The organism is Streptomyces sp. NPDC002867 (assembly GCF_053591895.1).
Genome location: NZ_JBSFUR010000005.1, coordinates 211,655 through 228,069 on the forward strand (window position 1 = coordinate 211,655; position 16,415 = coordinate 228,069).

Here is a 16,415-nt window from a genome sequence, read left to right on the forward strand (position 1 = left end):
TGCACCCTCTCCATGACCACGTTCCGACCCGCCCCCGCCTGGCTGGCCGACGCCGTCTTCTACCAGATCTACCCGCAGAGCTTCGCCGACTCGGACGGTGACGGCATCGGCGACTTCAACGGCATCACCGACCGCCTCGACCACCTCGCCTGGCTGGGCGTGAACACGGTCTGGCTCAACCCGTGCTTCTCCTCGCCCTTCCGCGACGCGGGCTACGACATCGACGACTACCTCGCCCTCGCCCCCCGCTACGGAACCGACGACGACCTCGCCCGGCTCGTGGCCGAGGCGGCCCGCCGGGGCATCCGGGTCCTGCTCGACCTCGTCGCCGGGCACACCTCGGACCGCCACCCCTGGTTCCTCGCGTCGGCCGACGACCCCGCCGACCACCGCTACATCTGGACCGACGGCGACCGCCCCGAAGGCTTCGTCGCCTCGCCGGGCCGCCGCCCGGGCGCGTACCTGCCCAACTTCTTCGACTCCCAGCCGGCCCTCAACTTCGGCTACGCGCGCCGTGACCCGGCCGAACCGTGGCGGCATAGCCCCGACGCCGAAGGGCCGCGCGCCAACCGGCAGGCCCTGCGCGACGTCATGGACCACTGGCTGCGGCTCGGTCTCGCGGGTTTCCGCGTCGACATGGCCGCCTCGCTCGTCAAGGACGACCCGGACAAGCGGGAGACCGCCGCGATCTGGACCGAGCTGCGGCAGTGGCTGGACCGCACCCATCCCGAGGCCGTGCTGCTGTCCGAGTGGGGCGACCCCGCCGTCTCCGTCCCGGCGGGCTTCCACGCGGACTTCTTCCTCCAGTTCGGCGGACCGACCAACGGCCGCCCCCTGCGCTCCCTGTGGAACAACCGCACGGGCACCGACAACGACGACTGGGACCCCGTCGACTGCTTCTTCGACCCCGAGGGCAAGGGGACACCCGCCCACTTCGTCGAGGCGTGGCAGTCGGCCGTGGAGGCCATCGGCGACAACGGCTTCACCGCCCTGCCCACGGCCAACCACGACTTCTCCCGCCTCAACTGCGGCCCGCGCACGCCCGAGCAGCTCCCGGCGGCCTTCGCCTTCCAGCTCACCTGGCCCACCCTCCCCGCCGTCTACTACGGCGACGAGATCGGCATGCGCTTCGTCCCCGATCTGCCCGACAAGGAGGGCAGCGTCCTCGGCCCGCGCTACAACCGCGCCGGCTCCCGCACCCCCATGCAGTGGGACGACACCGAGAACGCCGGCTTCTCCACCGCACCGGCCGACGCGCTCTACCTGCCCCTCGACCCCGACCCCGCCCGCCCATCGGTCGCCTCCCAGCGCGCCGACGGCGGCTCGCTGCTGAACCTGGTCCGCCGCCTGATCGCGCTGCGCCGCGGTTCACCGGAGCTCGGTCCCTCGGGGTCGGTGGAGATCCTGCACACCGGCTACCCGTTCGTCCACGTACGCGGCGGCCGGTACCTCGTGGTCGTCAACCCCGCCGCGGCCCGGGCGAAGGTCACGGTCGACGAGTCCCGCACCGCGGGCGCCCGCCCGTTGGAGGCGCGGGGCATCCGCATCGCGGACGGCACGATCACGGCGGAAGGCTTCGCGTACGGCGTGTACAGTCTCGCGCCCGGGTCCTGAACCGCCCGGCCCGCGCCGGTTCGTCCCGCGAGGGCCGGGCGGCTCGGCCGCCGGGCCGATCAGCCCGTGCCGGTGCGCGTCGACCGCGGCCACGGGAGGCCCTTCCGGACCCCGGACAGCAACGCGCCGCAGCCGAGGGGACTTCCGCACACGGCAGCGGTCCGCTGTCACGCCGCCACGACCCGCAGGCTCTCCATCGACGGGTCGGCGGCGTCGGGTACCAGCAGCCCGGCGGCCGCACCGCTGCGCAGATAGTCCAGCACCTCGGCCGTGATGAGCTCGCCGGGGGCCACGGCCGGAACACCGGGCGGGTAGGGGCTGACCATCTCCGCCGCGATCCGCCCCACGGCCTGCGAGGCGGGAACCTGTTCGGCGGGGCCGAAGAACGCCGTGCGCGGCAGCATGACCTGCTCCAGCTCCAGCGCACCCGGCGGCGGCAGAGCCACCGGAGGCCCGCCGCCGACGGCACCGGCCCCGGCGGCCTCGGCCAGCCGCCAGCACCCGGGGGTCGACGCCTCGGCCCTGCCGGTGTCCGGGCGGTCCGTAGACGGTGTCCCCGCGCCGGTGGAAATCCGCCAGGGCTTCGAGAACGGGCACACGGGACTGGTCCATGGTGCGGCTCCTGGTCTCGCGTCGGCGTACGGCGGTACGACTGCCCGAATCGGGTTGCCGTCAGGGGGGAATCTCAAACCGGCGTCGTCCCGCGTGGGGCGCGGGAGCCAGGAGGACTCCTGCGGGACGATGCCGGACGTCCTGTCGAAACGGGCGCATGCCGATCGACGTTACGAGGGGGAACCCGCGCACGACGCACGGCGCGTACGGCGCAACCGAGCATTCGAGCCCTGGAGGAGCGGCACATGACCCTTGTCACGGCGGACCTCGCCATGTCCCTGGACGGCTTCGCCGCCGGCACCGACGTCAGCGTCGACAACCCCGGCGGGCACGGGGCCGAGCCCCTGTTCCACTGGATCCACGACCTGGCGAGTTGGCGGGAGCGTCAGGGCATGACCGCGGCGGTGAGGAGAACCGCGATTCGGACATCATGCGGGAATGGTTCGACGCCACCGGCGCCGTCGTCATGGGCCGCCTCATGTACGACACGGGGGAGAAGCCGTGGGGCGACAATCCGCCCTTCCGGGCGCCGGTGTTCGTGCTCACCCATCGCCCCGCCCCGTCCCTGGTCAAGCAGGGAGGCACCAGCTTCACGTTCGTGACCGACGGGATCCACAGCGCGCTGGAGCAGGCGAAGGCGGCCGCCGGCGGCCGCAACGTCGCCATCGCGGGCGGCGCACGCACCGTTCAGCAGTTCCTGCGGGCAGGTCTCGTCGACGAGCTCCAACTGCACGTGATTCCGGTGCTGTTGGGCGGCGGCCTGCGTCTGTTCGACCACATCGGTCCGGAGCAGCGGAAGCTGGAGGTGATCAGGGTCGTCGACACGCCGCGCGCGACGCACCTCACGTACCGGGTGCTCGACTAGAGAGCCGAGTTCCGGCCGGGTCGGCCGGCCCGATGTGCGCCGCTTGGCCAGAACGTCCGGACAGCGGCTACGGTGCTGAGGTGGTGATCACTGGGGAGAACTCGGCGCCGGGTACCGCGTTGCTGCTGGCAGCGGCGCCGGCCGGCAAAGGCCGACTTGTGGACGCGGCGTCCGTGCTGCCCGCGCTCGCCGCCGTACCCGCCTCTGTGCTGACCGGTACGACGGGCGCGGCGGCGACCGTGATCGAGCTCGCCGACCCGCTCGATCCGCAGACCGTGCTGACCCGCATCCGGGCGGCGGCCGCGGCTCCGGGGCCGCTGTTCCTCTACCTCGCGGGGCAGCTGCACGTCGACCGCAAGCAGCAGCTGCTGCATTTCGCGCTCGCCCGCACGACGCCCGCGACCGTGCGGTACACGGCGCTGCCGTGGCACTGGCTGGCCGGGGAACTCAGGACCCGCCGGCTGGGGACGACCACGGTGGTCGTCGACCTGGTCGCGGACGGCGAGGCATGGCAGCAGGTGCGTGAGGGCCGTGCCGGGCTCGGCCCGGGCACGCTGTTGTACGGCAGGATCGCGCCGGCTCCGGGCCGCCGTACGGTCGCGCCGCCGGCGTACCTGAAGGCGGTGGCCGCGATCTGGCGCAGCGGCGCGCGGCCGCCCTTCGCGCAGCTGCACGAGCAGGCCGCGTCACAGTCCGACCACCCGGCCGGCGCCCTGCTGTTCCCGCTGCTGATGCCGACAGTGACTCATGGCGCGACGGAAACGTCGCATCGCCCCGTGCCCGTCGAGGCCCCGGCGGCCACGCCTCCGTCGGCGGCCCAAGCGCCCGTGCCCGGGGCCGTGTTGCGCGAGACCTGGCCCGCTCCTGCGCCCGGCGCGGACTCGGCGCCCGGCGGCGAGTCACCCGCGACGCCCGTGGCCGTGCCCGCCCCGGTGCCGCTGCCCGCCGCCCAGCCACCCGCCACGCCCGCGGCCGAGACGCGCACCACCCCGTCACCTGCACCTGCACCTGCAACCGCACAGCCGCCCACGCCCCCGGCCACCCCTTCCTCGGCCGCAATCGGCGTGCCCCGAGACGACGACGGGGATCCGCATCCGGCGATCCTCGCCGCGGCACGCGCCGGGCGGCACACCGAGGCCGCCGCTGCCGCGGCCGCATGTGAGGGCGAGGCCCTGCGGGTGTATGGACCCGGTTCGGTGCAGGCACTGCACTGGCTTGAGGTACGGGCCGACCTCGCCCGCCTCGCCCGTGATCCCGCGCGTAGCTGCGAGTTGTGGATGGCGGTGGCCGACGCCCGGCTGCGACGGCAGCAGACCGCAGACGACCCGGACGTCGAGGGGGCCGTCGACCGCGCGCACCATCAGTGGGAACAGGTCCGCGACGCCGCGCGGGCGCGTCGGCTCGCGCCGGAACTCGTCCGGTTGCGCCGGCGCGTTCCGGGCCGTCAGCGCGGCGCACTGCAGTTGCTCCAGCGCAGGCTGGAGCAACTGCAGTAAGGGCGGCGGCCTCGCTCCTCGTACGGCCTCCGGCCGCACCGCGGCGCCCGAGCCGTCCTGTCGGAGGTGCGTGTCGTACCGGCCCGGGCCGGCCCTGTCGGGACGGTTCGCTGCCAGGCGGCGTCTCAGCCGATGCTGTAGTGCCGGTACAGGCGCTCCTCCTCCTGGCGGGAAAGGTGCCCACGGGCGTCCACGTCGACGTGGGGGGCTTCCTTGATCTTGCTCTTGGGGTAGGGCACCTCGAGATGGTCCTCGACCATCGTGGCGTCCCGGATGGGCACGAACGACTCGCTGGTCCCGAACAGGCCGGTCTGCACGCTGACCCAGTCCGGCTGTCCCGTGGCGTCGTCGACGAAGACGTGTTTCGCGTTGCCGACCTTGTGGCCCTCGGCGTCGTACACGGGGTGATCCAGCACTTGGGGGATCTGGTCTCGGGTGATCACTCTCTGCCTCCCTTTCCGCGACGTCCCTCCGGCGCGGGTAGCCGAATGAAGAACCGCTAAACGGTCATGAAAGGGGTGATTGATCAGTGGGGCGGCGGGACCGCGGCCCTTTCCGTACGATGCCGAGCCTGTTACGATCCGTTCCGGGACGGAATGAAAACAGGGGAGTCAGGGATGCGAGTCAAGGATTTCGACCACCTGGTGCTCAACGTCCAGGACGTCGAGCGCGCGCTGGAGTTCTACTGCGGACCGCTCGGGCTGGAGCCGGTCAGAGTGGAGGAGTGGCGCGAGGGCAAGGCGCCCTTCCCCTCGGCGCGGATCAGCCCGACCGCCATCATCGACCTGGTCAGCCGGCCCCGGGGCGAGTCCAACGTCGACCACATCTGCCTCGTCGTCGATCCGCTCGACTGGCAGGAGGTCGTCGACTCCGGTCGGTTCACCGTTCTCGAAGGCCCGGTCGACCGCTACGGCGCCCGTGGCAGCGCGCAGTCGATATACGTGCAGGACCCGGACGGCAACACGGTCGAACTGCGCTGGTACCCGCAGGATGCCGCGGACTGAGCCCCGCCGGGGGCGGCCCCGGGACCCGGAGATCGACACCGCCGTACTCTCCGCGACCCTCGACGTCCTGCGTGAGCAGGGGTACGCGGGATTCGCCCTGGAGCGGGTCGCCGCCAGGGCGGGCACGACGAAGCCGACGATCCGGCGCCGGTGGCCGGTCCGGCAGGACCTCGTCATCGACGCCCTCGGCTCGGTCCTCGTCACGCCCCCGGTCCCGGACAACGGCTGCACCCGCTGCGATCTGACCGAGAGCGTGAGGCTGCTCGCCGAGGCGCTGCACGACCGGCTCCCGCCCGGCGTCCTCGCCCCGCTCCTGGCCGACTGCGCGCGCGAACCGGCGCTTCACCGCCGTCTGATCGAGACCGTCGTGCAGCCCAGCAGGCGAGCCGCGGCGGTCGCCGTGCGGCGCGCGGTCGACCGAGGTGATCTGCACGACGACGTCGATCCCGAGCTGCTCGTCGACCTGCTCGCGTCGACGGTCTACCAGCGGGCGCTGCTCGGTGACGGGCCGATCGGCGAGACGTCCGCACGCCCGCTGGTGGACCTGCTGCTGCGCGGGGTCGCCGTCGACTTCGACCGGCTGGTGCGGATCAGCCAGCAGCCCCCCGGCGCCCGGCACCGCCACTGACCCCAGGACCCCGGAGGCTGCCACGGCCGGCGTCACGGCACGAGCGGACGGACCTCCTCCGCGGCGAACCGTACGAAGCCCTCCGGGTCCGGCTCGTCGGCGGTCGGCTGCAGCACCACCGTGTCGGCCCCGGCGTCCACGAGCCGCTGAACGGCCTTGGCCACCGCACCCGCGTCCCCGGCGACACCCAGCTCGGACACCGACTCCCCCCGGGAACCGGCCAGTTCGCCCCGCAGCCGGTCGGCGGCCCCGGGGCCGGTCGCGGTGTGCAGGTAGACGACCACGGGGTGGGGCCCGGTGCGTCCGCCCTCAGCCCTCCCCTCGTCGATGAGTTCCCGGGCCCGGCGCACGCCGTCGGCCGGCACGCTCGCGTCCAGGACCGTCCCGTCGGCGGCTTCGCCCGACAACCGCAGCGACTTGGGCCCGCGGGCTCCTGCCAGCACCGGCGGCGCGGCAGGCGGCGGCCAGTCCAGGGCGACGCCGTCGAGCTTCACGTAACGGCCCTCCACCGTCAGCCGCTCGCCGCCCAACAGGGCGCGTGTCGCCAGCAGATGCTCGCGCAGCAGCGTGAGGGGTGACTCGACCCGCGCACCGACCTGGCCCATCCAGTCCTGTACACCGTGCCCGAGCGCCAGCTTGATGCGCCCGGGGAAGAGGCGCAGCAGCGTGGCGGCCTCCATCGAGGTCAGCGCCGCGTTGCGCAACGGGACCGGAAGCAGGCCCACGCCCACGCACAGCCGCTCCGTCCAGGCGAGGGCGGCCGCCGCGGTGGCGATGCCGCTCTCGAGGAAGCAGTCCTCCCAGAGCCACAGCTCCTCCAGACCTGCCGCGTCGGCCGCACGGGCCATGCCACGGAGCCGTTCGGGAGGCAACTGCGGCCGGAACACCACACCGAGAGTAGTCATGGGCCTTTCCTGCCCACCTGTTCCGGGGCCCACAAGGTCGGCGCTCCAACCCGCAGGGCAATGAGAACCGGGCTCCGGCGGACGGGGTCCGTGGGGTGCGTGACTCTGTCCGCCGGGGCCGGAACAGCATGTCGGACCTGCTCATTTTTGGGTGGACATGCGATCGATGTCGGGTCGTGCGAGGCTGAACGCGCCCAGATCCCCCACCTCGAAGGAGAGACTGATGGGTATCAAGGACCAGTTCCAGGACAAGGCCGAACAGCTCAGGGACGAGGCGCAGAAGCGCATGGACGACGCCAAGTCGCGTGGCCGGCAGTCCCAGGAGCGCGGCCGGCAGCAGTCCGAGGAGCGCGGCCGGCAGGAGCGGGAGCGCGGCCGGCAGGGCCGTGAACCGCGCCAGGAGATGCTGGACGAGGATGAGGACCGCTACCGGAGCTGATCCGGGCTGTCATGTCACAGGAAGGGGCGCACCCTGTCCGGGTGCGCCCCTTCGCTTGCGCCACGGCGCGTACAGGGCAGCCGGATCAGCAGGTGCGGCCCGTGTAGAACGCCCCGTCGATCGTGCTCGACGCGCCCAGCCAGGTGCCGCCGGGCCCCACGCACCACTCGTAGTTCGGCCCCCACACCTCGACCTCGATGATCACGCGCGAGCCGTCGCCCGTGCAGTGGTTGTAGAAGGCGTCGCTCGACGTCTCGTAGAACCCGCACGGATTCATGGCGGCGACCGAGGGCGAAGCGGCGGCCGAGACACCGGACATGCCGAGCACGAGGGTCACGGCGCCGACGACGGCGGACAGGGAGCGGCGAAGGCTCATGCAGAACTCCTGGGTGAGAACGAGATGCCCCGTGGCGGGGCTCCTGATCAAGGAGCATCCATGATCGTTCCGCTGTGACGCCCGGTTCCGCCCGTGCGGAGCGCATGGTTCACGCGGACGGACGGCACGTCGGCCCGCCCGGGGTCGCGTCACCGCCCCGGCCGTGGGGCCCCGGCCGAGGGCCGCGGACCCCCAACTACAGTCGTGGAGCAGCTCGCTCGCATCCCGGAGGCTCCGTTGACCCAGCACCTCACCGTCGTCACCGGCGGCAGCCGCGGCATCGGCGCCGCGATCTGCGAACGCCTCGCCGCCGAGGGCCACGACGTGGTGGTCGGCTACCGGTCCGGCGAAGACGCCGCGCTGACCGTCGTCGAGGCGGTCAACGACGCCGGAAGGCGCGCGCTCGCCGTCCCCGTGGACACCGCTGACGAGACGTCCGTGGACCGGCTGTTCGACCGTGCCGCCGAACTGGGCGTGGTCACCGGCCTCGTCAACAACGCCGGTATCAGCGGCCCCAACGGCCGTCTCGCCGACGCCGACGCGGAGGGCATGCGCCGTGCCCTGGACGTCAACGTGCTCGGCTATCTGCTCTGCGCGCGCCGCGCCGTGCGGGACATGACCGGTTCCGGCGGCGGGGCCATCGTGAACATCTCCTCGGCGGCCGCCACCCTCGGCAGCCCCGGCCAGTACGTGCACTACGCCGCGACCAAGGCCGCGGTCGACGCCATGACGGTGGGCCTGGCCAAGGAGGTCGCCGTCGACGGCATACGCGTCAACTGCGTGGCGCCCGGCGTCATCTGGACCGAGTTCCACGAGGATCCGCAGCGCCCCGCCAAGCTCGCGGGCGCGATTCCGCTCGGCCGGGCGGGACGGCCCGAGGAGATCGCCGGATCGGTCGCCTGGCTGCTCTCCGAGGACGCGTCCTTCACCACGGGCGCCGTGCTGCGTGTGGCCGGCGGCATGTAGGCACGCCGTCGCGCGCGGTGCGCGTCCACGACATCAGCGGGCGGGCTCGGCCTTGCGCAGCACACCCACCTTGTCGATGCGGTGCTCGGGGTTGCCCCGGTCGTCACGCCAGAAGTTCCCGGCGGCGTTGTCCTCAGGCGTCGCGCAGGTCGAGATCGTGATCATCGCGTCGACCGGCCGCTCGCCGGGACGGCCGGGGACGGCCGCCCGCTGCTCGGCCAGGGAGCGCTCGGAGCGGAAGGAGGTCGTCCGGGTCTGTGTGATCTCGTACTCGTACACGCGGCCGCCCACCCGGACGAACACCGATTCGCCCTCGTCGAGCGACGGCAGATCACGCAGCGGGCCTCCAGCGGAGAGGCGGTGGGCGGTGACCAGGTAATTGCCGACCTCGCCGGGGCCGACGCCGCCGTTCTCCCCGTACGGGCTGGCGCCGACGCCGCGGTTCTGGATCCGGGTGCCGGGCCAGTCGTCGGTCGTGCCCTCGTACGGGACGACCTTCAGCTCCTTCAGTCCGATCGACGGTATGGACAGCAGCGCCGTCTCCGTCCGCGGCCGGGGCGGCTCGGGGGCCGGCGTCGCGGACGCCGTCCCCGTCGCGGGCTCCGTCGGTGTCGTGGCGGGGACGGAGGGGAAGGGGGCTGCAGGGCGCTCGACCGTGGCCTGCGCCCCGCCGGCCGTCCGGGGCTCCGCGGAGGCGCCGACCGAGTCCGCGGCCGCGGTGCATCCGGCGAGCACGGTCACGAGCACGCCGGCGAGAGCAAGGGGAACAGCTCGGAGAACAGTCATGGGAATCCGGATCGTCAGCCGGGCGGAACGACCGGCGCTCCGGCGGGGGCACGCCGATCACGCCAATGGCCTCTTTTCGGACACAACGACGATATCCGACCGGATGTTCCCTCCGTCCGGCCGGCGGGCTGTCTCCATGCGATCTGTGCAGGTCAGGACCAATGTCAGTGTCGCGTGCCAGCATGAGCACGTGACGAACCCGGCCCACCTGAAGCAGCTGAGGCTCGCCAAGGACGCGATGGACCGCGACTGGATGGAGCCACTCGACCTCGACGCGGTCGCCGCCCACGCGGGGTATTCGCGCTATCACTTCGTGCGCGCGTTCAAGGCGGTCTACGGGCAGACGCCCGGCCAGTACCTGTCGGGCCGCCGCATGGAGCGGGCCGAGGAGATGCTCCGCACGGCGAACCTCTCCGTCACCGAGATCTGCACCCTCGTGGGATTCACCAGCCTCGGGACGTTCTCGGCCCGTTTCAAGCGGCAGACCGGTGTGTCCCCCAGCGAGTACCGCGCGCGGCACGTCGGCCGCGGCGCCGCGCTCATACCGGGGTGCTACGCGATGCTGTGGGCCGGCGGCTTCTCCCCGGCGAAGGAGCCGTCCGGGCAAAGGGGCGCGGGAGACCGCAATTCTGAAGAAGCGGGCTGAGCGGGCCACTGCCTACCGTGGCAGGGCAACGGACACCCCTTCCCCAGGAGTACGTCATGATCAAGGGTCTCGCCATCGCCACCGTCTGGGTGCTGGACCAGGACCGGGCCAAGGAGTTCTACACCGAGAAGCTGGGCCTCGAGGCGAGGACGGACATGACCATGGGCGAGGGCGGCATGCGCTGGCTCACCGTCGGGGCCGCGGACCAGCCCGACGTGGTGCTCACCCTCATGGTGCCCGGCCCGCCCGCCATGGACCCCGAGTCCGCCGAGGCCATGAAGAAGCTGGTCTCCAAGGGCATCCTCGGCGCGGGCGTGCTGGCGACGGACGACATCCACGGCGACTACGAGAAGCTCAAGGCACGCGGTGTCCAGTTCCTGCAGGAGCCGCAGGAGCGCCCGTACGGCACCGAGGCCATCTTCCGGGACGACTCCGGCAACTGGTTCTCCTTCACTCAGGCCCGCAAGGGTGACCTCGACCTGGACAAGGGCTGGGGTTGCTGACGGCGGGCAGGGAAGGGAAGCAGACTCTGCACAGGCCCTCCTCTCCCCGAAAGCGAGACGCCCATGCGCCACGAAGACGCCGCCCTGCCTGTAGGCGATGACGACCGGCCGCGCGGCCCCGCCGCGGTACGGACCACCGCGACAGCGGCGGTGGCCCTCGCCGTCGCCGTGAGCGGGCTGCTCGGCGGGTGCGTCGCCGTCGTCCAGGAGTCGCCGCCCTCCTCCGGCGGCGCGGCGCCGGAGGGGGCCGCTCACAGCGACGACGCGCCCGGGAAGGCCACGGAACACGCGCGGAGGATCGTCTCCCTGGTGAACGTGTACCGGAAGCGTGCCGGATGTGCGCCGCTGCGCATCGACGACCGGTTGCAGGCCGCGGCCCAGGCACACGCCGACGACATGGCCGCCCGCGGCTACTACGCACACGAGAGCCCTGAGGGCCGCGACGGCGGCGACCGGATGAAGGCCTGGGGCTACGCGTGGAGCCGCTGGGCCGAGAACATCCACCGCGGCCCCGCCGGGCCCGCCGCGACCGTCGCCGGGTGGATGGGCAGCGCGGTCCACCGGGAGAACGTCATGGACTGCCGGCTCGAGTACACCGGCGTCGGCATCAGCCTCAAGGGCAACGGCCCCTGGTGGGTGCAGGAGTTCGCCACCCGGGACTGAGCGGACAAGGCACCGGCTCGGCGGTCGCGGACTGCCGTCGAGCAGACCGCAGGCGGTCGTGACAGCGCGGCGGCCGGCGGGCCGTCAGGCCGGACCGGGAGGCGCGCCGCGTGTCGGACGGCAGGTGCCGACAGCGGCAGCGTCGTCCCAGACGTCCTGCCGCGAGGGGGAGTCGGGCACCATGACCACACGTCGCTCAACGCGCTGATCAGAACGAGCCGGTCATGTCACCCTCCAGGGTGGGCTGTTCGACAGATGACGCAGGACGAGTATTGTCGAGCACGGCCCCGATGATGCAATTGCAGCTGGGATTGCATGCGTGGGCGGGGTGACCGGATCCGAGCGGCGAGGGGTTGGTGGGAGTGGAGTTCGTCAACGGCATGGGGGCCGGAGCGCTGACCGCGGTGACGTGGATCAAGAGCAGTCACAGCAACGCCACGGGAAACTGCGTGGAGTTGGCCGCCCTGCCGGGAGGCCGGATCGCCGTCCGCAACTCCCGCGACCCGCAGGGGCCCGCGCTCGTCTACACCCGCGACGAGATCGCCGCCTTCGTGGCAGGCGCCCGCGACGGTGACTTCGACGGGATGGTTGGCTGAAAATCCCACCTTTTGGGATGTCCGGCCCATTGGTGTGCGCTGACCTGCGCTGGGATACTGGCGCCTTCCCATAGTCTCCGCAGGAGTGTGTGATGACTGCCGCCGATCCGAGCCCGTCGTTGTTCGTTCGGCCGCTGGGAGCGGTCGAGAGCAACCCGACCGCCCTGAAGCTCATTCTGGGCGGCAAGTTGCGCGAACTGCGGACGAGCGCGGGGCTCGACCCCGCCGACGTGGACGGCAAGCTCGGCTTCTCACGATCGAAGACCAGTCGTATCGAGCTGGGCCGGCACGGCTGCAAGCCCTCCGACGCGGTGGCCCTGCTGAGCCTCTACGGGGTGCAGGACGAGGACCAGGTCGCCGAGTTCATGCGCCTCGTGCAGCAGTCCCGCCGCTCGGACTGGTGGCGATCCTTCAGCGACGTCCTCTCGGACTTCTTCACGCCGCTCGTCGCCCTGGAGGGCGCCGCCGCCACCATCCGTACCTACGAGCCCTTCTATGTTCCCGGTCTGCTCCAGACGCCCGCGTACGCGCGCGCCGTCGTCCGGTCGGGGCCGGGACAGCCGCTCGCCCATGACGTCCAGCGCCGCGTCGAACTGCGCCAGGAGCGGCAGCGGCAGCTCGACCAGCCGGACGCGCCGCGTCTGTGGGCGGTCATCGACGAGTCCGTACTGATGCGCTCCGTCGGAGGCCCGCAGGTGATGCGCGATCAGCTGCGCCACCTCGTCACGATGATGGGGCGCTCCCACGTCACCCTGCAGATCGCACCGCTCGACGTGACGGCCGCCGTGGGCGTGGGCACGGGCGTGAGTTATCTGCGCTTCGCGCTCCGTGACCTGAAGGACGCGGTGTACATCGAGCACCTCACGGACAGCACCTTCACGCAGAAGCCGGCGACCGTCGAGCAGTACCGCGACATGCTCGACCGGCTCTGCGCGTGCGCGCTCACACCCAAGGAAACGCTGCAGACGCTCCAGGAGCGTCTGGCCGCGATGTGATCCTCCGCCGGGGCCGTCGGCCGGAGCCGGCTCAGGCGAGCCGGCCCACGCCGCCCCACTCGATCCACTCGTCCGTCTGCTGGACGGGCGCCAGGTCGGTGTCGGGCCGCCAGGTGGAGACCTCCACCAGGCCGGGCTCCAGAATCTCCATGCCGTCGAAGAACCGGCGGACCTCGTGCTCCTCGCGGACCCGGCCCCAGTTGCCGCCGGTCGCCTCGGCCATGTAGTCGGTGACGAAGGTACGGATCTCCGGACGGTCGCTCACCAGCTGACAGACCACCAGGTAGCTGCCGGGCACGAGCCGTTCGGCCACGCGCCGCACCAGCGCGCCGGGATCGTCCTCGTCCGGGATGCAGTGCAGCACCGAGACGAACAACGCGGCCACCGGCCGGCTGAAATCGATCAGCCGGGTCGTCTCCGCGTGGCCGAAGATGTCGTCGGTGTCGCGCATGTCGGCCTGGATGACGGCCGTGCGGTCGTTCTCGTCGAGCAGAGCCCGGCCGTGGGCGAGGACGATCGGGTCGTTGTCGACGTAGACGACGCGCGAATGGGGGTCGACGGCCTGGGCCACCTGGTGGACGTTGTCCTGGGTGGGCAGACCGGAACCGTGGTCGACGAACTGGCGGATGCCGTACTCGCTGGCCAGCAGACGCACCACCCGCCGCAGGAAGTTGCGGTTGTTGACGGCCAGGACCTTGGTGCTGGGGACCTGTTTCAACAGCTCTTCACAGGCGTCGCGATCCGACTGGTAGTTGTCGTCGCCCCCCAGGAAGTAGTCGTACATACGTGCCACGCTGGGCACCTTGGTGTCGATGGCGTCCGGGCGCCACGACTCGCGTCGCATCCAGTCCTCACCCGCGTCCGTGGAAATCAGGCTGTGGGACGGACATGCTAGGGAGCGCACGCGCGGCGGTACAGGTGAAGCGTCAAGTGACGCACTGTGCACGGTGCGTTTCGGCCATGGTCCGTCGGGACGGCGTACGTCACCGAAGGCGCATGCGGAAGCGGGCCGGGCACGCCGGACGCCGGTCGGCGTCAGCCCACGATGCGGACGTCCAGCTGCACGCACGCTTCCAAGGTGTTGTCGTCGCCGGTCACCTGGATGCTCACGTCGACGTTCTGACCGGCGAGCAGCGGGGGCGGGGCCATCTCGTACGCGACGGTGTAGAGCTCGCCGGCCATCACGGCGCCGACCGCACCGCGTGTGTACGCGAACCGGCCGAACGTGCCCTCCGTCCGCACATGGAGCTCGGTGGCCGCGTGGGAGCGCGCCGGGCGGAAGTCGAGTTCGAACCGGGTCGTCTGTCCCACGTCGAGGGTCACCGGACCCGCGTCCGTCTCCGTGTGACCGGAGACACGGAAGGCGGAGACCTGACCGCTCCCGCCGCACTCCTCGGCCGGGCCGACGGGACCGGCGTGGGCGGGGGCGGTGGACAGCATGACGAGGGCGAGCGCACAGGCGGCGGCAGAGTAAGTGAGCTTCTTCACGCCCGCTCCAACGACGCGCCCGCGTGACGGTCACCCGTCTGCGCCGTCCGGGCTCCCCTCCGGTGTGCAAATACACCCGAACAGAGCACGGCTCGTGTATCGACCCGTGATCGCGCGCCCGAAGCCCGGTGAGGCGGCGTGCCCGGACGGTCACGCGGTGTGCCCGCGCGGGGGCCGACGGCGAAGTGGCGCGGACCCACCCCGTACACTCGGCCCCTGCTTCCGGCAGTACCTGAAGCCCGTGCCGTCGCACGGATCCGTGCCAGGGCGCGAGCCCAGGGCAACCGAACGAAGGGACCTATCGTGAGCTCCGCAGACAGGGCTGACGCACCGATCTACGACAGCCTGGTCGAAGAGCGGGGCGACGTCCCCGCGGATGTCCGGCAGACCGCCGAGGAGACGCTGCGCGAGGTGAGCCGCACGCTCGACTTCGAGCTGCAGGGCTTCGCGGCACGCGGCTAGCCGTCCCGGACGGCCTGGCCTCAGCGGTCCACGCCGACCGCGAACGAGTAGAGCCGCAGCTCCGGGCCCAGGGCCATTCCTCCGGCATCGGCCGGCAGGGGCTGCCTCTCACCTGGACGGTGTTGCCGTGCACCCCGTGGTACGACCTCTCCAGGTACAGCAGCTCCCTCTCGGCGAGCGGCACCAGGTCCGCCGGCTCGCCGGCACTGCCCGGTCCGGTGACAACGCTTTTGCGGCCGGCCGGTACCGCCGGGACGGCGCCGGATGTGCGCGCCTGTCCACGGCCGTGTCCCGCCGGATGCCGGCCCCCGTCCCGGTGTCGCCACCTCGTCTTTCGTGGTGCACTTGAGGGAACGAGAGCCGGGCCGATGAAGACACCACGAGGACAGCACCACAGACGGAGAGGCGGGGCCGTCGCCGCCCTCGCCGCCGCCTCCCTCGTGCTCGGGCTCTTCGGCTGCTCGGACGGGGGCGACCGTCCCGAGCCGACAACCCGCCCGCCGACCTCAGCGCAGCAGCGCACCTCCTACTTCACCGGCATGCCCGCCGAACCGGGCCCGGTGCTGGCCGTCAAGATCGACAACGTCCGCCCCGCACGCCCGCACACCGGGCTCGACGCGGCCGACCTCGTCTACGTGGAGCAGGTCGAGTCGGGCCTCAGCCGTATCCTCGCCGTGTTCTCGTCCCGGCTGCCGCCGCAGGTCGGCCCCGTGCGCAGCGCCCGCGAGTCGGACCTCGAACTGCTCCGCCAGTTCGGCCGGCCGGCGCTCGCCTACTCCGGCGCGCAGTCCGCGCTCGGACCGCTGATCGACGCGGCCCCCATCGTCGCCCTTCCTCATGGCAGGGCGCCGGACGCGTACGTCCGCGGCAGCGACCGCCCGGCCCCGTACAACCTGTATCTGCTTCCCGGCAAGGTGCTCGCCGCGGCCCGTGGCGTGAGCGACGCCTCCGACATAGGGCTGCGCTTCGGCGCCGCCCCGGCGGACGGGCGGCCGACCGCGGAGCAGACGGTTCGCTACCCGTCGGCCCGGTACGCGTTCACGTGGTCCGCGGCAGAGAAGAGGTGGCTGGTGGCCATGGACGGGACCGCGGCCCGGACCACGGACGGGAAGCGGCTCGCCCCGGCGACGGTGGTCGTCCAGTACACCGAGGTCCGACCCTCCAAGTTCCGCGATCGAGGGGGCAGCGTGTCCCCGTACACCGAGACGGTCGGCTCGGGCCGGGCGCTCGTCCTGCGCGACGGCCGTGCCTTCGACGCCCGCTGGCAGCGCGATTCGGCGGCGGGCGACACGGTGTTCACCACCGCCGCGGGGGAGCGGCTGAACTTCGCCCGCGGCCAGGTGTGGATCCTCCTCACCTCCCGCTGAGCCC

General features: G+C 72.1%; 20 protein-coding genes and 1 pseudogene. 14 read left to right on the forward strand and 7 right to left on the reverse strand.

Annotated features, from left to right (window positions below):
- Positions 1 to 12: 12 nt before the first annotated feature.
- Positions 13 to 1,614 carry an alpha-amylase family glycosyl hydrolase gene (locus ACWD0A_RS07105; protein ID WP_451295400.1) on the forward strand — a complete coding sequence of 534 codons (1,602 nt, stop codon included), beginning with the start codon at positions 13 to 15 and terminating at the stop codon, positions 1,612 to 1,614.
- Between the two features lie 167 nt (positions 1,615 to 1,781).
- Here the strand turns inward: ACWD0A_RS07105 and ACWD0A_RS07110 are convergent.
- Positions 1,782 to 2,066, reverse strand: a pseudogene (locus ACWD0A_RS07110) (Orn/Lys/Arg family decarboxylase); the annotation flags it as partial.
- A gap of 317 nt (positions 2,067 to 2,383) precedes the next feature.
- Here ACWD0A_RS07110 and ACWD0A_RS07115 point away from each other — a divergent pair.
- Together ACWD0A_RS07115 and ACWD0A_RS07120 are read left to right on the forward strand one after the other, a co-directional pair.
- On the forward strand, positions 2,384 to 3,091 hold the full coding sequence (locus ACWD0A_RS07115) for a dihydrofolate reductase family protein (RefSeq protein WP_451295402.1): 708 nt from the start codon (positions 2,384 to 2,386) through the stop codon (positions 3,089 to 3,091).
- Positions 3,092 to 3,171: 80 nt separating this feature from the next.
- A complete protein-coding gene (locus ACWD0A_RS07120) occupies positions 3,172 to 4,587 on the forward strand; it encodes a hypothetical protein (protein ID WP_451295404.1) in 1,416 nt (471 codons plus the stop codon).
- Positions 4,588 to 4,712: 125 nt separating this feature from the next.
- Here the strand turns inward: ACWD0A_RS07120 and ACWD0A_RS07125 are convergent, their stop codons facing one another.
- A complete protein-coding gene (locus ACWD0A_RS07125) occupies positions 4,713 to 5,030 on the reverse strand; it encodes a PRC-barrel domain-containing protein (RefSeq protein WP_451295406.1) in 318 nt (105 codons plus the stop codon).
- Between the two features lie 174 nt (positions 5,031 to 5,204).
- Here ACWD0A_RS07125 and ACWD0A_RS07130 point away from each other — a divergent pair, with 174 nt between their 5' ends.
- Positions 5,205 to 5,591, forward strand: coding sequence for a VOC family protein (locus ACWD0A_RS07130; RefSeq protein ID WP_365994088.1), 387 nt, complete (start codon positions 5,205 to 5,207; stop codon positions 5,589 to 5,591).
- Positions 5,578 to 6,219, forward strand: a complete 642-nt coding sequence (locus ACWD0A_RS07135) for a TetR/AcrR family transcriptional regulator (protein WP_451295408.1) — start codon at positions 5,578 to 5,580, stop codon at positions 6,217 to 6,219. The genes ACWD0A_RS07130 and ACWD0A_RS07135 overlap by 14 nt, the downstream gene beginning before the upstream one ends.
- Before the next feature lie 32 nt (positions 6,220 to 6,251).
- On the opposite strand, the gene ACWD0A_RS07140 is transcribed toward ACWD0A_RS07135, so the two are convergent.
- Positions 6,252 to 7,124 (reverse strand): LLM class flavin-dependent oxidoreductase, encoded by an 873-nt coding sequence (locus tag ACWD0A_RS07140; RefSeq protein ID WP_451295410.1) that lies wholly within the window; start codon positions 7,122 to 7,124, stop codon positions 6,252 to 6,254.
- A 223-nt stretch (positions 7,125 to 7,347) separates the two neighbouring features.
- Between ACWD0A_RS07140 and ACWD0A_RS07145 the strand changes: the two genes are divergently transcribed.
- Positions 7,348 to 7,563, forward strand: coding sequence for a hypothetical protein (locus ACWD0A_RS07145; protein ID WP_451295412.1), 216 nt, complete (start codon positions 7,348 to 7,350; stop codon positions 7,561 to 7,563).
- Between the two features lie 85 nt (positions 7,564 to 7,648).
- Here ACWD0A_RS07145 and ACWD0A_RS07150 read toward each other — a convergent pair whose 3' ends face one another.
- Positions 7,649 to 7,939, reverse strand: a complete 291-nt coding sequence (locus ACWD0A_RS07150; RefSeq protein ID WP_307711860.1) for a DUF6355 family natural product biosynthesis protein — start codon at positions 7,937 to 7,939, stop codon at positions 7,649 to 7,651.
- Between the two features lie 237 nt (positions 7,940 to 8,176).
- On the opposite strand from ACWD0A_RS07150, the gene ACWD0A_RS07155 reads away from it, so the two are divergent.
- Entirely contained in the window at positions 8,177 to 8,905 is a 729-nt protein-coding gene (locus ACWD0A_RS07155) for an SDR family NAD(P)-dependent oxidoreductase (protein ID WP_451295553.1), read from the forward strand.
- A gap of 33 nt (positions 8,906 to 8,938) precedes the next feature.
- On the opposite strand, the gene ACWD0A_RS07160 is transcribed toward ACWD0A_RS07155, so the two are convergent.
- Positions 8,939 to 9,691: a sortase domain-containing protein gene (locus tag ACWD0A_RS07160; protein ID WP_451295414.1), complete on the reverse strand. Its 753-nt coding sequence runs from the start codon at positions 9,689 to 9,691 to the stop codon at positions 8,939 to 8,941.
- Positions 9,692 to 9,929: 238 nt separating this feature from the next.
- Here ACWD0A_RS07160 and ACWD0A_RS07165 point away from each other — a divergent pair, with 238 nt between their 5' ends.
- From ACWD0A_RS07165 to ACWD0A_RS07185, 5 genes are all read left to right on the forward strand, one after another.
- Positions 9,930 to 10,337, forward strand: a complete 408-nt coding sequence (locus ACWD0A_RS07165; RefSeq protein WP_451295555.1) for a helix-turn-helix transcriptional regulator — start codon at positions 9,930 to 9,932, stop codon at positions 10,335 to 10,337.
- Positions 10,338 to 10,393: 56 nt separating this feature from the next.
- Positions 10,394 to 10,840, forward strand: coding sequence for a VOC family protein (locus ACWD0A_RS07170; RefSeq protein ID WP_451295416.1), 447 nt, complete (start codon positions 10,394 to 10,396; stop codon positions 10,838 to 10,840).
- Between the two features lie 63 nt (positions 10,841 to 10,903).
- The gene (locus ACWD0A_RS07175; RefSeq protein ID WP_451295418.1) at positions 10,904 to 11,503 is read left to right on the forward strand and encodes a CAP domain-containing protein; all 600 of its coding nucleotides are present in this window, start codon (positions 10,904 to 10,906) and stop codon (positions 11,501 to 11,503) included.
- 380 nt (positions 11,504 to 11,883) lie between these two features.
- Complete coding sequence (locus ACWD0A_RS07180; RefSeq protein WP_451295557.1) at positions 11,884 to 12,099, forward strand: DUF397 domain-containing protein; 216 nt, start codon at positions 11,884 to 11,886, stop codon at positions 12,097 to 12,099.
- A gap of 92 nt (positions 12,100 to 12,191) precedes the next feature.
- A complete protein-coding gene (locus tag ACWD0A_RS07185; RefSeq protein ID WP_451295420.1) occupies positions 12,192 to 13,094 on the forward strand; it encodes a helix-turn-helix domain-containing protein in 903 nt (300 codons plus the stop codon).
- Between the two features lie 31 nt (positions 13,095 to 13,125).
- Here ACWD0A_RS07185 and ACWD0A_RS07190 read toward each other — a convergent pair whose 3' ends face one another.
- A complete protein-coding gene (locus tag ACWD0A_RS07190; RefSeq protein ID WP_451295422.1) occupies positions 13,126 to 13,938 on the reverse strand; it encodes an SAM-dependent methyltransferase in 813 nt (270 codons plus the stop codon).
- Between the two features lie 191 nt (positions 13,939 to 14,129).
- Positions 14,130 to 14,582, reverse strand: coding sequence for a hypothetical protein (locus ACWD0A_RS07195; RefSeq protein ID WP_451295424.1), 453 nt, complete (start codon positions 14,580 to 14,582; stop codon positions 14,130 to 14,132).
- Positions 14,583 to 14,885: 303 nt separating this feature from the next.
- Between ACWD0A_RS07195 and ACWD0A_RS07200 the strand changes: the two genes are divergently transcribed.
- Both ACWD0A_RS07200 and ACWD0A_RS07205 read left to right on the forward strand, forming a co-directional pair.
- Positions 14,886 to 15,044 (forward strand): hypothetical protein, encoded by a 159-nt coding sequence (locus ACWD0A_RS07200; protein ID WP_177151492.1) that lies wholly within the window; start codon positions 14,886 to 14,888, stop codon positions 15,042 to 15,044.
- Positions 15,045 to 15,412: 368 nt separating this feature from the next.
- Positions 15,413 to 16,411 carry a DUF3048 domain-containing protein gene (locus tag ACWD0A_RS07205; RefSeq protein ID WP_451295426.1) on the forward strand — a complete coding sequence of 333 codons (999 nt, stop codon included), beginning with the start codon at positions 15,413 to 15,415 and terminating at the stop codon, positions 16,409 to 16,411.
- Positions 16,412 to 16,415 lie beyond the last annotated feature (4 nt).